This is a genomic window from Catenuloplanes atrovinosus, from assembly GCF_031458235.1.
Lineage (GTDB): Bacteria > Actinomycetota > Actinomycetes > Mycobacteriales > Micromonosporaceae > Catenuloplanes > Catenuloplanes atrovinosus.
Genome location: NZ_JAVDYB010000001.1, coordinates 8,611,585 through 8,625,174 on the forward strand (window position 1 = coordinate 8,611,585; position 13,590 = coordinate 8,625,174).

The window sequence follows — 13,590 nt, forward strand, 5'->3', positions numbered from 1 at the left end:
CCTCATGGCGCACTTCGATCTACCGCTGGACGAGCTGCGGACGTACCGGCCGGAGCCGCACGTTCCCGAGGATCTGGACGCGTTCTGGGCGGAGACGCTGGCCGAGGCGCGGTCCGCGGCGGCCCGCCCGGTCGCGACGCCGGTGGAGACCCCGTTCGCGAACCTCCGCACCTACGACGTGACGTTCACCGGTTTCGCCGGGCAGCCGGTCAGGGGCTGGCTGAACGTGCCGGCCGGCGCGGACGGCCCGCTGCCGGTGGTGGTGGAGTTCATCGGGTACGGCGGCGGCCGCGGTCTGCCGCACGAGTGGCTGCTGTGGGCGTCCGCCGGCTACGCGCACTTCGTGATGGACACGCGCGGGCAGGGCGCGTCCTGGCGCGGTGGTGACACGCCGGACCCGGGCCCGGACGGCGCCGGCCCGTCCCACCCCGGCTTCATGACCCGGGGCGTCCTCGACCCGTACACCTATTACTACCGGCGGCTGTTCGCGGACGCGGTGCGCGCGGTGGAGAGCGCGGCCGACCTGCCCGGCGTGGACGCGTCGCGGCTCGCGGTGGCCGGCACCAGCCAGGGCGGCGCGCTCTCGCTGGCCGTGGCCTCGCTGGCGCCGTCGCTGGTCAAGGCCGTGGTGTCGCAGGTGCCGTTCCTCTGCCACATCCGCCGGATGGTCACGCTGACCGACAGCGACCCGTTCCACGAGCTGGTCCGGTTCTTCCGGGTCAACCCGGACCGGGTCGCCGCCGCGCAGCGGACGCTGGACTACGTCGACCTGCTGCACCTGACGCCGCGGGCGACCGCGCCACTGCTGGCGTCGGCCGCGCTGATGGACGCCACCTGCCCGCCCTCGGGGATCTTCGCCGCGGTCAACGCGTACGGCGGCGCGGAGAAGGACATCGCGGTCTACGAGTGGGACGGTCACGAGGGCGGACGCGCCGACTTCCAGGCCCGGAGCGTCGCGTTCGTCAACGGCGTCCTCACGCGCTGATCCCGCGACGGAGAAGCGGGTCGCGGCGTGAGCCGCGACCCGCTTTTTGTGCTCTTTCTCAGCCACCCACCCGACGTGCAGGGAGGAGCGCCAGCGACGACCGGTGCCCGCGGGAGCATGCGGGCAGCACCACGCCGGAAGCGGGAAAATGGATCTAAGCTCTGTTCCACTTCTGGTTCGGCGTGCCCGCGCAGTCCCAGAGCTGCAGCTTCGCGCCGCCGCCGGTCGCGCTGTCGCGGACGTCGACGCACTTGTTCGCCGCGATGTTGACCAGGTCACCGGCGCCGCTCAGGGTGAACTGCTGCCAGCCCGAGCCGTTGCAGTTGGCCAGCTGGATGTTCGTGCCGTTGGCGGGGTTGCCGCCGGCCACGTCCATGCACTTGCCGACCGCGGTCAGCGAGCCGTTGCCGTTGAACGTCCACTTCTGTGCCGCGGTGTTGTTGCAGTCCCAGATCTGCAGCGGCAGGCCGTCCTGCGACGCGCCGTTCGGCACGTCGATGCAGCGGCCGGACTGCACGCCCTTGAGCGAGACACCACCGGTGGCCGGCGGCGGCTGCGTGCCGCCGTCGTAGGAGTAGACCCGCACGTAGTCCGCGACCAGGCTCTGCGGGAACTGGGTGCTGCCGTCCGGGTTGCCCGGCCAGTTGCCGCCGACCGCGAGGTTCATGATCATGAAGAACGGCTTGTCGAAGACCCAGCGGTTGCCGTTCAGGTTGGCCGGCGTCTTGCGGGTGTACTCGACGCCGTCCAGGTACCAGACGATCAGGTTCGGCGACCAGTCCACCGTGTACGTGTGGAAGGCGTCGCCGAGCGGGGCGTTGTGCACCTTCGAGCCGGTCAGGCCGCCACCGCCGGAGTAGCCCGGGCCGTGGATGGTGCCGTAGACCGTGTTCGGCTCCTTGCCGACGTTCTCCATGATGTCGATCTCGCCGCTGTTCGGCCAGCCGACCGAGCCGATGTCCGCGCCGAGCATCCAGAACGCCGGCCAGATGCCCTGGCCCTTCGGCAGCTTCAGGCGGGCCTCGAACCGGCCATACGTCTGGGTGAACTTGCCGTTCGTCATCAGGCGCGCGGACGTGTACTGACACGAGCCGTAGTGGCACTGGAAGCCGCCCGGGTTCTCCCGGCGGGCCGTGATCACCATGTTGCCGGCGCCGTCCAGCGACGCGTTGCTGGCACGGTTCGTGTAGTACTGGAGCTCGTTGTTGCCCCAGCCGTGTCCGCCGGTCTCCATGGTCCACTTGCCGCCGTCCGGCAGTGTGCCGGCGGCACCGTTGAACTCGTCCGACCAGACCAGCGTGCTGGCCGCGGACGCCTCGGGCTCGCTGTTGGTCAGGTACAACGCACTGCCGAGTCCGGTCGCGACGACGGACAGCGCGAGGAGCGATCGGCCGATCTTGCTGGAGTAGAGCCAACGGGCGCGTCGGGGGCGGTGGGCCCCGGGCATCCGGTGCATGGGGGTGCACCTCCGGTCGAACGTGGTGGTAAACGGAACATCTGGATGGCACCTTATCGATGCGCCTCGCGTCAAGAGAGCGCTCTCAAATTTAGGGTGGACTTAGGCCGGGCCTGCTCAACGATGATCAGGCCGTGGTTAAGCTGCCAGCCGTGCGTGACATCGCAGTGTTCAGCGGAAGTGCCCACCCGGAACTCGCCGAGGAGATCTGCAGCCACCTCGGCGTACCGCTTCTCCCCACCCGCGTCTCCCGATTCGCCAACGACTGCCTGGAGGTCCAGCTACAGGCCAACTGCCGGGAACGCGACGTCTTCCTGATCCAGCCGCTGGTCCCGCCGGTCCAGGAAAACCTGGTCGAGCTGCTGCTCATGCTGGACGCGGCCCGCGGCGCCTCCGCCGCCCGCACCACGGTGGTGCTGCCGCACTACGCCTACGCCCGCTCCGACAAGAAGGACGCGCCGCGCATCTCCATCGGCGGCCGGCTCGTCGCCGACCTGCTGGTCACCGCGGGCGCCGACCGCGTGCTCGCCATGACGCTGCACTCGCCGCAGGTGCACGGCTTCTTCAGCATCCCCGTCGACCACCTGCACGCGCTGCGCGAACTGGCCAGCCACTTCAAACAGTACGACCTGACCGACACCGTCGTGGTCTCGCCCGACCTGGGCAACGCCAAGGAGGCGGCCGCGTTCGCCCGCATGCTCGGCACCCCGGTCGCGGCCGGCGCCAAACAGCGCTTCACCGACGACAAGGTCCAGATCTCCGCCGTCATCGGCGACGTGATCGACCGCGACGTGATCGTCCTGGACGACGAGATCGCGAAGGGCAGCACGGTGATCGAGCTGATGGACCACCTGCGCGACCTCAAGGTCCGGTCGATCCGGCTGGCGTGCACGCACGGACTGTTCTCCAGCGACGCGTTGCAGCGGCTCAGTGACCAGCCCGGTGTGCTGGAGATCGTGTGCACGAACACGGTGCCGATCCCGGAGGGCAAGCGGGTGCCGAAGCTGCGCATGCTCTCGGTGGCGCCGGCTCTCGCGGAGGCCATGCGCCGCATCCACAACGGCGAATCGGTGAGCGCCCTCTTCCTGTAGCGGTCCCCCCAGCCCTTCACGGCTCTCGCGGTACGCGCCCGAAATTTCGTCATATCGCGGTATCTCGGGATCTCGCCGAAGGCGTGATCGTGGTTTCGGATTCGCTGGTCGGTCACCTTGTGAGGCGTAGGCACGTTATTCGGCGCGAATTACGTGCCTGGGGCTCACATAGTCGCGGTGGGCGATCGACTGGCGTTCGCAATATGGTGAAATTTCGGGCGCGCAGCGCCCGGGTGCCGGTAGCGGGAACCGTCTCGCCGGGGTTGCGCGGGCTGCCGAGGGTCTCGCGGGTCGCGCTGGTCCCGGGTGCTCTCATGGGACGCGCCGGGTTCGGGGTTGTGCGGGTCTTCTTGTGGGTCTCGGGTGGTTTCGTGGGATGCGGGTCTCGTGGCGCGTGCGGAGTTCGGCTGGTCCCGGCGGGTTCGGGGTCGTGTGGGTCTTGCGAGGCTCGGGTGGGCTCGCGGTTCCGCTCCGCGCCGGTGAGTACCTCGGCGTCGGGTCGCGCCGATCTCGTGTTCGCGCGGGTCCGGCCGGTCCGCTGCGTCCGCGGTGAATCAGATCGTGCCTCACTTGCTTACATGTCCTCACGCCTGCCCGAAATTTCACCATATAATTGTCTCGTCGCATCGCTCGGCGAGGCGTGATCTTCGTGCGGATCCGCTGGTTGGCCACTTTGTCAGGCGTAGGCACGTTATTCGGCGCGAATTACGTGCCTGAGGCTCACATAGTCACAGTGGACGGCCAGTTGCCGCTCGCAATATGGTGAAATTTCGGGTCCGGAGTGCCCGGACGTGCCAGCGACCTAAGCCGTCATGCTCAGGCCACGTCGATGCGCTGCTTTGGGGCGAACCGAACGTCGCCGGAGTCGGACTTGCCAGCCAGGCTGACCTTGCCAGCCTGGCTGGATATATCGGCTCCGCCGGATGTGTCGGTCGCGTCGGACGTGCCGGACTCGGTGGAGATATCGGTCCCGCCGGATGTGCCGGTCGTGCTGGACATGCCGGTCCCGCTGGACGTGCCGGTGCCGCCGGAGGTGCCGGTCCCGCTGAACGTGCCGGTCCTGCCGGAGGTGCCGGTGCCGCTGGACGTGCCGGCCTCGTCGGAGGTGCCGGTCGCGCTGGACGTGCCGGTCCCGCTGGACGTGCCGGTCGCGTTGGAGGTGCCGGTCCTGCCGGAGGTGCCGGTCGCGCTGGACGTGCCGGTCCCGCTGGACGTGCCGGTCGCGTTGGAGGTGCCGGTCCTGCCGGAGGTGCCGGTCGCGCTGGAGGTGCCGGTCCCGCCGGACGTGCCGGTCGCGCTGGAGGTGCCGGTCGCGTTGGAGGTGCCGGTCCTGCCGGAGGTGCCGGTCGCGCTGGACGTGCCGGTCCCGCCGGACGTGCCGGTCCCGCCGGACGTGCCGGTCCCGCCGGACGTGCCGGCCTCGCCAGACGTGCCGGCCTCGCCGGACGTGCCGGCCTCGCCGGATATAGCCGGCTGGGTTGTGGCTGTGCGGGGGGCCAGCAGAAGTGTGGCCAAGGCGGCGGTGGCGGTGAGTGCCAAGGCGCCGGTGAAGCCCCACGGGCCGAGCCCGTGGAAGACCAGCCCTGTCACGGAGAGTGCGATGCTGGCGGCGGCAGCGTCGGAGATGGCCTTGGCGCCGAGGTTGAAGCCCTGGGTCTCGGAGGTCGAGAAGGCGAGCACCGCGGTGCTGACCCGTGGGTACATCGTGCCCATCCCGCCGCCCGCGAGCAGCCACCCGAGGCCGGCCACCAGCGGATGCAGGCTGAAGGCGGCGGTGGCGAGGACCAGCAGGACTCCCACCGCGAGCAGCCCGCCACCGAGCCGGATCACGACGTGGTGCGGGGTGCGGGCCGCGAAGCGGCGGCCCTGGAGGTCGGAGGCGAGGGCCCAGGAGAGCGCGGCCGCGGTGAGGAACGCGCCGGACAGCCAGGCGGGGTAGCCGTACCGGTCCTGGAGGAGCAGGGGGAGGTAGGCCTCGGTGCCGAAGAAGGCGGCGCCGGCCGTACCGCAGATCAGGATGGTGGAGGGCAGGCCGCGGGTGGCGCGCAGCGTGCCGCGGGGGAAGAGCGGGCGCAGCGCGAGGGCGGCGGCGATCAGGGCCGGTGCGACCAGCAGCCAGGTGGAGGCGAGGCTGAGCGCGAGGACGGCGGTCGCGACCACGGTGGCGGCGGCGGTCCGGAACAGGTCGTGGCGGGACAGCGGGGTCGGCGTGACCGGGGGGAGGCGGCGCAGCGCGGGCAGGATGAGCGTGGTGACCAGCGCGACCAGGGCGAGTACGCCGAGGAAGACCCAGTGCCAGGAGAGTGCGTCGGTGACCAGGCCGGCGGCGAACGGGCCGATCAGCGACGGGACGACCCAGGCCGCGGCGAACAGGCCGAAGACGCGGGGGTGGAGCGCGGGCGGGTAGACGCGGGCGACCAGCACGTTGAGCGCGACGGCGTAGGCGCCGTAGCCGAGGCCCTGCAGCAGGCGGCCGGCGACGAAGACGGTCATGGTGCCGGCCAGGCCGGCGAGCGCGAGTCCGGCGGCGAAGACGCCGATGGCGGCCAGCAGCGGGCCGGCGGGGCCGCGACGGTCGGCGAGCGTGCCGCCGGTGACCATGCCGACCGCGGCGGCGGCGAGCGTGGCGGCGAATCCGAGCGTGTAGAGGTCTCGGCCGCCGAGGTCGGCCGTGATGACCGGCATGACCGTGGTGACGGCCAGCGACTCGAACGCGGCGAGGAAGACCAGGCTGACCGCGCCGATCGTGGTCAGCAGATGGCGGCGGTCGAACACGCTGTCGATCATGGCCCGACGGTACGAGCTGAAGCCGGGTTCAGGTCAACCCGGAGGAGACCCGCACCGTGGTCCCGTCCGGGCCGCTGGCCACGTCGATGCGGTCCGTCAGCCGGCCGGCCAGGAACAACCCCCAGCCGCCGGGCGCGGCCGGGACCGGCAGCCGCTCGGCTCGGGCCGCCACGTCGAAGCCGGTGCCGCGGTCCGCCACCTCGCACGCCAGTGACGTGCCGTCCCGCCACAGCCGGAGGCCGCCGTGCCCGCCGCCGTGCCGGACCGCGTTGGTGAGCAGCTCGTACACCGCGAGCACGAAGTCGTCGAGCCGCTCGCCGCGCAGGCCCGCGTCCGCGGCGCAGGCCGCGACCCGGTGCCGCAGCGCGGTCACGGTGGCCGCGTCGAACCGCGTCTCGAGCAGCACGGAGGAGCCCGCGAGCGGGGGAGTGGGGTGGTCGGCCATGCGCGGTTCCCCTCGCCTGCTGGTCAAGGGCGTACGGCATCACCACAGTACGCGTTCCACCGCTCACCGGCGCACCGGCGTGTGGCACGGTGACACCGTGCAACCAGGTCTAGCGACTCCCATGTGGCGCGCGATCGGCGCGTACCGGATCGCCTCGCTCGTGTACGTCATGGTCCTGATCGTGCGCAACGTGGACCGGTACGAGAATCCGCTCGCCGCCGGCCCGGTGCTGGCGCTGATGGTCGGCTGGACCGCGTTCGCGACCGCCGCGTTCTCCCGGCCGCAGTGGCGGGGCTGGCCGATGCTGATCGCGGACCTCGCGGTCTCGCTGGTCGTGGTGATCGTCAGCCCGTACGTGGTCGGCCAGGCCACCCTGAACGACGGCGTGCCCACGCTGGCCGTCGCCTGGCTCGGCGCGCCGGTGCTGGCCTGGGCGGTCTCCGGCGGCCGGCGGCGCGGGCTGGCCGCCGCGCTGGTGCTCGGCGGCGCCGACGTGCTGGTCCGCGACCGGCTGCACCCGTCCACGCTGAACGGGGTGGCGCTGATGGTGCTGGCCGGGTTCGTGGTCGGGCTGGTGGCGCGGCTCGCGGTGGACGCGGAGGAGCGCATGCAGCGCGCGATCGAGCTGGAGGCCGCGACGCGCGAGCGGGAGCGGCTGGCCCGCGACATCCACGACTCCGTGCTGCAGGTGCTGGCGCTGGTGCAGCGGCGCGGCGCGCACCTGGACGGCGAGGCCGGCGAGCTGGCCCGGCTCGCCGGGCAGCAGGAGGCGAAGCTGCGCATGCTGATCGCGGACGGCCCGGCCGGCCCGCCCGCGGGCGAGGAGGGCGAGGCGGACCTGCGGACGGTGCTCGGCCGGTTCGCGTCGGACACGGTGTCGATCGCGAGCCCGGCCACGCCGGTGCCGCTACCGGTGCGCGCGGCCGAGGCGGTCGGCGCCGCGGTCGGCGCCACGCTGGACAACGTGGCGCGGCACGCGGGACCGGCCGCGCGCGCGTGGGTGCTGCTGGAGGACGACGACACCGCGATCACGATCTCGGTCCGGGACGACGGCCCGGGCTTCCCGGCGGGCCGGCTGGAGGAGGCGGCGTCCCAGGGCCGGCTGGGCGTGGCGCAGTCGATCCGCGGCCGCGTCGCCGACCTGGGCGGCACCGTGGAGATCTATTCACAACCCGGCGAGGGTACGGAGGTGGAGCTGCGCGTGCCGCGACGTGGGCGCTCCGGCCGTACCGGCGGACGGTCGTGACCTTAAGGTAAGCCTGTGACCCGGGTGATGGTGGTGGACGACCACCCGATGTGGCGGGACGGCGTGGCCCGTGACCTGACCGAGGCCGGCCACGAGGTGGTCGCGGCCACGGGGGAGGGGCGGCAGGCGGTGCGGATCGCGGCCGCGGCCCGGCCCGACCTGGTGGTGCTGGACCTGCAACTGCCGGACATCGACGGGGTCGAGGTGATCAGCGGGCTGCTGGCCGCGCTGCCCGGGGTGCGCATCCTGATGCTGTCCGCCAGCGGCGAGCAGCAGTCGGTGCTGGACGCGGTGAAGGCCGGTGCCACCGGTTACCTGCTGAAGTCCGCCGGTCAGGCCGAGTTCCTGGCCGCGGTGGAGGCGGCGGCCGCGGGCGAGGCGGTGTTCACGCCGGGGCTGGCCGGGCTGGTGCTGGGCGAGTTCCGGCGGCTGGCGACCGAGCCGCCGCGCACCGAGGACGACGGCGCGCCGCGGCTGACCGACCGGGAGACCGAGGTGCTGCGGCTGGTCGCGAAGGGGCTGTCGTACAAGCAGATCGCCGAGCGGCTGGTGCTCTCCCACCGCACGGTGCAGAACCACGTGCAGAACACGCTCGGCAAGCTTCAGCTGCACAACCGGGTCGAGCTGACCCGGTACGCCATCGAAAAGGGTCTGGATCAGTGAGTTTCTTCGAGCCGGAGATCGTGTCGCCGAAGCGGCGGATCGGCGCGCGCGAGTTCGACTTCTCCCGGCAGGTCGCGGTGATGGCGATCGTGAACCGGACGCCGGACTCGTTCTTCGACCGGGGGCGCACGTTCGCGCTGCGGGCGGCCGTGGACGCGGTGCTGGCCGCGGCGGCGGACGGCGCCGACTGGATCGACATCGGCGGCGTGCCGTTCGGCCCGGGCCCGGAGGTCACCGAGGCCGAGGAACTGGACCGGGTGATCCCGGTGGTCGAGGCGGTGCGCGCGGCCAGCGACGTGGTCATCTCGGTGGACACGTACCGGACCGGTGTGGCGCGGGCCGCGATCGACGCGGGCGCGGACGTCATCAACGACACCAGCGGGCTCCAGGACGACGCGCTGGCGTCGCTGGTCGCGGAGAGCGCGGCGCACCTGGTGATCACGCACAGCCTGGCCTCGCCGCCGCGCACGCCGCACCCCAGGCCGGTCTATCGGGACGTGGCCGGGGAGATCGGCGGGTTTCTCGCCGATCGGGCCGCCCGCGCGGTGTCGCTGGGCGTGCCGCCGGAGCGGATCATCATCGACCCGGGCCACGACCTGAACAAGAACACCCGGCACACGCTGGAGCTGTGCCGGCGGCTGCACGAGATCACCGCGATCGGCTACCCGACGCTGGCCGCGGTCTCCAACAAGGACTTCATCGGCGAGACGCTGGACCTGCCGGCCGGGCTGCGGCTGCCGGGCACGCTCGCGGCCGTGGTGCTGAGCATCGTGCAGGGCGCGCGGATCGTGCGGGTGCACGACGTGCCGGCGGCGGTCTCGGCGGTGCGGCTGACCGAGGCGGTGCTCGGCTGGCGCGAGCCGGCCTACACCCGGCACAACGCATGAGGTCGCTGCTCGCCGGCGGCGACCCGGTGGATCTGACCGCGGCGTACGCGATGGACCGGCCGTCGCTACGGGTCAACTTCGTGGCCAGCGCGGACGGCGCGGCCACGCTGGACGGGCGCTCCGGCGGGCTGGGCAACGCCAACGACCAGCACATCCTCGGCCTGCTCCGGCGGCTGGCGGACGTGCTGGTGGTGGGCGCGGGCACGCTGCGCGCCGAGGGGTACGGCCCGCTGGTGCTGGGCGGGACCGCCGTGGCCTGGCGCCGCGATCACGGAATGCCGGACCACCCGCGCCTGGCCGTGGTCTCGGCCCGGTTGCACGGCCTCGGCCCGGAGCACCCCTCGTTCGCCGGCGCGCCGGTCCGGCCGCTGGTGGTCACGGTCGGGGCCGCGCCGGAGGATCGCCGCCGCGCGCTGGCGGACGTCGCGGACGTGCTGATCTGCGGCGACGACGAGTTGGACGCGGCCGCGCTGCCGGAGATGCTGGCGGCGCGCGGCCTGCCGGGCGTGCTCTGCGAGGGCGGGCCCACGCTGTTCGGCGCGCTGGTCGCGGCGGACCGGGTGGACGAGCTGTGCCTCACGCTCAGCCCGTGGCTGGCCGGCGCCGGCGCGAGCCGGATCGTGGCGGGGCCGCCCGCGGTGCCGCGCCCGCTCACGCTGCGGCACGTGCTCACCGACGACGAACTGCTGTTTCTCCGGTACGCCCGCCAAGTCTGACCCCTCGGTCAGCAAAAACCGTCCCGCTGCTCAGCCCATACTGCGCCGCGACTCAGCGAGCGCGGCGCCGCGCGGTCAGGATCGCCGCCGCGCCGACGGCCAGGCCGGTGGCCGCGCCGGCCCGGAGCAGCATCCGGGTCCGCCCGTGCCACCCGCCGCGCTCCTCCCCGGTGGCCCGGCTGCCGGTCAGGTTGCCGGTGGTGTCCGGCGCGCCCCGGCGGCCCACCGCGGTCCGCGCGCCGTACGCGCCGAGCACCCGCTCGGTGATCCCCGGCATCAGCCGCCACTGGTACCCGAGCAGCGCCGCGGCCAGTCCCGCGTACGTCTCCCGGCGCGGGTGCTCCAGCATCCGGACGATCGCGCGGGCGACCACCCCGGGCGGGTAGACCGGCGGCGGTGGCGTCGGCTCGCGTCCGGAGTGATTCGCGGCATGTGCGAAGAACGGCGTGTCGATGGTGGCGGGCAGCACCGTGCAGACCGAGATCCGCCGCCCCCACGGCTCGTGCCGCAGCTCCTGCCGCACGGTGTCGGACAGCCCGCGCACGCCGTGCTTGGCCGCGTTGTACGACGACATGTACGGCATCGTGACCTCGGCCAGCACGGACGCGTTGTTGACGATCACGCCGCCGCCGGCCGCGCGCAGGTGCGGCAGCGCGGCCCGCATGCCGTACGCGGTGCCCAGCAGGTTGACCTCCACCACCCGGCGGAACTCCTCCGGCGGCACGTCGCCGAGCAGCCCGTACGCGGCCTCGGTGGCGTTGTTCACCCACCCGTCGATCCGCCCGGCCGAGGCCGCCGCGCGGGTGGCCAGGTCCGCGACCGCGGCCGGGTCGGTGACGTCGGTCGGCACCGCCAGCGCCCGCCCGCCGGCCGCCCGGCAGTCCTCCGCCACCCGGCCGAGCGCGTCCGTACCGCGCGCGGCCAGCACCACGGACGCGCCGCGCCCGGCGAGCGCGCGGGCGGTGGCCGCGCCGATGCCGCCGGACGCTCCGGTGATCACGATCGTCGACTGGGAGAGCGGTCTGCTGAGGGGCATGTCGCCCGCGTACCCAGCGGCGCCCGCGGCTATCCGGAACCGGGTGAGGTTTTGCGACCGCCCCGCCGGGTTAAGCAGTGACCGGCTCTCTCAGCTGTACGTCACCCTGCCGGCGGCTGGTTTTCTGGTGTCCGTATGTCGAAACAGCGGAGGTGAGCGATGCGTGTGGGCCTGATCAGGGCCAATGCCCGTCCCATGGAGGCGGGCACGTCCAGGGTGGCGGCCGAACTGGCCGCGCTCGGCCACGACGTCCGAATCTTCGAGTGCCGCGGCTCCGGGCCGGCCGCCGGCGATGAGGTCTTCACCGAGTCCGGGTACGCCGTGCACCGCGTCTCGCCGCCCGCGCCCCAGGGCCAGGGGCCGGCCGGCCGCTTCGTCGCGCAGTTGGCCGGCGTGGGCCGCCGGCTGGCCGACCGGTGGTCCAGCGGCTGGGTCCCGGACGTCGTGCACGGCCACTACTGGCTCGGCGGGCTGGCGGCCGCCACCGCGGCCCGCGGCTCCGGGCTGCCGATGGTCCAGACGTTCTACTCGGTCGGCTCCGCGCAGCGGCGGCTCGGCAAGCCGGACGCCTGCCTCGGCGAGCGCATCGCGATGGAGCGGGTGCTCACCCGGGCGGCGGACGTGACGGTCGCGCAGTCCCCGGACGAGGCGGACGAGCTCACCCGGCTGGGCGCGCCGCGCGCCTCGGTCGCGCTGATCCCGTCCGGCGTCGACACCGCGATGTTCCAGCCGGACGGCGAGGCGGAGGCCCGGACCGGCGGCATGGAGCGCATCGTCTCGGTCGGGCTCGGGCCCGGGCACGGTCAGGATCACCTGATCAGGGCGCTGCGGTACGTACCCGGGGCGGAATTGGTGATCATCGGCGACGCGGGCGGGGACGGCCACGGCGACGTGGTGCGCGCGCTGGGCGAACTGGCCCGGCGCAGCCGCGTGGAGGACCGGGTGCGGATCGTCGGCGCGGTGCCGCACGAGCGGATGGCCCGCTGGTACCGCTCCGCGGACGTGGTGGCCTGCACGCCCCGCACCGCGCCGAGCGGCGCCGTCCCGGTCGAGGCGATGGCGTGCGGCGTGCCGGTGGTCGGCTACGCGCTGGGCGGCATCGCGGAGAGCGTGGTGGACGAGGTCACCGGCCGGCTGGTGAAGCCCGGCGACGTGCGCGCCACCGGGTCCGCGCTGCGCGAGCTGATGAGCCGGAAGGTGCAGCGCACCGCGTTCGGCGACGCGGCCGTGGACCGGGTGCGGTGCCGCTACACCTGGGAGCGCACCGCGTCCGCGCTGGAGGCCGTCTACGAGCGCCTGCTGACCCCGCAGGCGGTGCCGGCCTGAGCTAACTCCGAGACCGCTCCGAGCCGACCGTGAGGGGCACGTACTTTCCCGGCGGCGCGGGCGGCGGCGTGACCCGGCGCCGTGCCGGTGCGGTCTCATGGTGGTGCTGTGGCTCGGCGTACCGGGTCAGGCCGATCACCGCGAGCAGCGTGACCACGAACCCGAGCGTGGCCAGCCACTCGCGGCCCGGCCAGATCCGGTCGCCGAGCAGCAGCAGGCCGACCACCGCGGCCGGCACCGCGCCGGCCGCGTCCATCGCGGCCACCGCGGCCGTGGTGGAGCCGCGTTGCATGGCCATGCCGAGCAGCAGCTGTCCGACGATCGAGTGGGCGATCAGGAGGTAGAGCAGCGGGTCGCTGAGCAGGCCGACCACCGAGTGGGCGGAGGCGAGCGGCCGGGCCGCGACCGCGGCGGCGGAGAACGCGATGCCGGCCAGCGAGCCGAGCACCACCGAGCCGGGCGCGCCACGGAGCCGGACCGCGAACACGCCGAGGAACCCGAGCACCAGCACGGCCACGCCGAGCGCGATCACGCCGGACATCGGCAGCGGCCGGGCGGGCGCCGGGCGCGCGGCCACGACCAGCGCGACGATGCCGCCGAACAGCACGGTGATCAGCGCGATCTCGGCCATGGGCAGCCGCCACTTGAGCAGCACGACGCCGAGCACCGCGGTCACCCCGAGCCCGGCCGCGACGGCCGACTGCACCAGGAACAGCGGCAGGTCGCTGCGGGCCAGGAAGGCGAGCACGAATCCGAGCACCTGACAACCCAGTCCGACGAGGTATGCCCGGTGACCGGCCAGCCTCAACAGCAGCCCGGGGTCGAACGTGTGGTGCACGGTCGTCCGGGTCGCCGCGATGGATTGAAGCAGGTTGGAGACGCCGTACGCGATGATCATCGCGCCCAGGAACCACCATCCAGCCGACATCACCTGGCGAGGATAGACCGCGCC

At 73.1% G+C, this 13,590-nt stretch carries 12 protein-coding genes; 7 read left to right on the forward strand and 5 right to left on the reverse strand.

Going from position 1 to position 13,590, the window contains the following annotated elements:
- The first annotated feature begins 4 nt into the window (after positions 1–4).
- Positions 5–985 (forward strand): acetylxylan esterase, encoded by a 981-nt coding sequence (locus J2S41_RS38510; RefSeq protein WP_310375762.1) that lies wholly within the window; start codon positions 5–7, stop codon positions 983–985.
- Positions 986–1,139: 154 nt separating this feature from the next.
- On the opposite strand, the gene J2S41_RS38515 is transcribed toward J2S41_RS38510, so the two are convergent.
- Positions 1,140–2,441, reverse strand: a complete 1,302-nt coding sequence (locus tag J2S41_RS38515) for a family 16 glycosylhydrolase (protein ID WP_445343943.1) — start codon at positions 2,439–2,441, stop codon at positions 1,140–1,142.
- A 152-nt stretch (positions 2,442–2,593) separates the two neighbouring features.
- On the opposite strand from J2S41_RS38515, the gene J2S41_RS38520 reads away from it, so the two are divergent.
- Positions 2,594–3,532 carry a ribose-phosphate diphosphokinase gene (locus tag J2S41_RS38520; RefSeq protein ID WP_310375765.1) on the forward strand — a complete coding sequence of 313 codons (939 nt, stop codon included), beginning with the start codon at positions 2,594–2,596 and terminating at the stop codon, positions 3,530–3,532.
- 816 nt (positions 3,533–4,348) lie between these two features.
- Here the strand turns inward: J2S41_RS38520 and J2S41_RS38525 are convergent.
- Together J2S41_RS38525 and J2S41_RS38530 are read right to left on the reverse strand one after the other, a co-directional pair.
- Positions 4,349–6,319 carry an MFS transporter gene (locus J2S41_RS38525; protein ID WP_310375767.1) on the reverse strand — a complete coding sequence of 657 codons (1,971 nt, stop codon included), beginning with the start codon at positions 6,317–6,319 and terminating at the stop codon, positions 4,349–4,351.
- Between the two features lie 28 nt (positions 6,320–6,347).
- Entirely contained in the window at positions 6,348–6,764 is a 417-nt protein-coding gene (locus J2S41_RS38530; protein ID WP_310375769.1) for an ATP-binding protein, read from the reverse strand.
- 121 nt (positions 6,765–6,885) lie between these two features.
- On the opposite strand from J2S41_RS38530, the gene macS reads away from it, so the two are divergent.
- The 4 genes from macS to J2S41_RS38550 are packed head-to-tail and all read left to right on the forward strand — an operon-like array spanning position 6,886 to position 10,276.
- A complete protein-coding gene (macS, locus tag J2S41_RS38535; protein WP_310375770.1) occupies positions 6,886–8,010 on the forward strand; it encodes a MacS family sensor histidine kinase in 1,125 nt (374 codons plus the stop codon).
- Between the two features lie 27 nt (positions 8,011–8,037).
- Positions 8,038–8,673, forward strand: a complete 636-nt coding sequence (locus J2S41_RS38540; RefSeq protein WP_310376853.1) for a response regulator — start codon at positions 8,038–8,040, stop codon at positions 8,671–8,673.
- A gap of 20 nt (positions 8,674–8,693) precedes the next feature.
- Positions 8,694–9,560, forward strand: a complete 867-nt coding sequence (gene folP / locus J2S41_RS38545; protein ID WP_374728310.1) for a dihydropteroate synthase — start codon at positions 8,694–8,696, stop codon at positions 9,558–9,560.
- Positions 9,557–10,276: a pyrimidine reductase family protein gene (locus J2S41_RS38550; protein WP_310375773.1), complete on the forward strand. Its 720-nt coding sequence runs from the start codon at positions 9,557–9,559 to the stop codon at positions 10,274–10,276. The genes folP and J2S41_RS38550 overlap by 4 nt, the downstream gene beginning before the upstream one ends.
- A 52-nt stretch (positions 10,277–10,328) precedes the next feature.
- Here J2S41_RS38550 and J2S41_RS38555 read toward each other — a convergent pair whose 3' ends face one another.
- The gene (locus tag J2S41_RS38555; RefSeq protein WP_310375775.1) at positions 10,329–11,312 is read right to left on the reverse strand and encodes an SDR family oxidoreductase; all 984 of its coding nucleotides are present in this window, start codon (positions 11,310–11,312) and stop codon (positions 10,329–10,331) included.
- Between the two features lie 159 nt (positions 11,313–11,471).
- Between J2S41_RS38555 and J2S41_RS38560 the strand changes: the two genes are divergently transcribed.
- Positions 11,472–12,638 (forward strand): glycosyltransferase, encoded by a 1,167-nt coding sequence (locus J2S41_RS38560; RefSeq protein ID WP_310375777.1) that lies wholly within the window; start codon positions 11,472–11,474, stop codon positions 12,636–12,638.
- A gap of 1 nt (position 12,639) precedes the next feature.
- Here the strand turns inward: J2S41_RS38560 and J2S41_RS38565 are convergent, their stop codons facing one another.
- Complete coding sequence (locus J2S41_RS38565; protein WP_310376854.1) at positions 12,640–13,536, reverse strand: hypothetical protein; 897 nt, start codon at positions 13,534–13,536, stop codon at positions 12,640–12,642.
- Positions 13,537–13,590: the final 54 nt, after the last annotated feature.

Coding starts and splice junctions, on each gene's coding strand:
- J2S41_RS38540 (WP_310376853.1), top strand. CDS start 8,038: ATGGTGGTGGACGACCACCCGATGTGGCGGGACGGCGTGGCCCGTGAC.
- J2S41_RS38525 (WP_310375767.1), bottom strand. CDS start 6,319: ATGATCGACAGCGTGTTCGACCGCCGCCATCTGCTGACCACGATCGGC.
- J2S41_RS38550 (WP_310375773.1), top strand. CDS start 9,557: ATGAGGTCGCTGCTCGCCGGCGGCGACCCGGTGGATCTGACCGCGGCG.
- macS (WP_310375770.1), top strand. CDS start 6,886: ATGTGGCGCGCGATCGGCGCGTACCGGATCGCCTCGCTCGTGTACGTC.
- J2S41_RS38530 (WP_310375769.1), bottom strand. CDS start 6,764: ATGGCCGACCACCCCACTCCCCCGCTCGCGGGCTCCTCCGTGCTGCTC.
- J2S41_RS38515 (WP_445343943.1), bottom strand. CDS start 2,441: ATGCACCGGATGCCCGGGGCCCACCGCCCCCGACGCGCCCGTTGGCTC.
- J2S41_RS38565 (WP_310376854.1), bottom strand. CDS start 13,536: ATGATCATCGCGTACGGCGTCTCCAACCTGCTTCAATCCATCGCGGCG.
- J2S41_RS38510 (WP_310375762.1), top strand. CDS start 5: ATGGCGCACTTCGATCTACCGCTGGACGAGCTGCGGACGTACCGGCCG.
- J2S41_RS38555 (WP_310375775.1), bottom strand. CDS start 11,312: ATGCCCCTCAGCAGACCGCTCTCCCAGTCGACGATCGTGATCACCGGA.
- J2S41_RS38560 (WP_310375777.1), top strand. CDS start 11,472: ATGCGTGTGGGCCTGATCAGGGCCAATGCCCGTCCCATGGAGGCGGGC.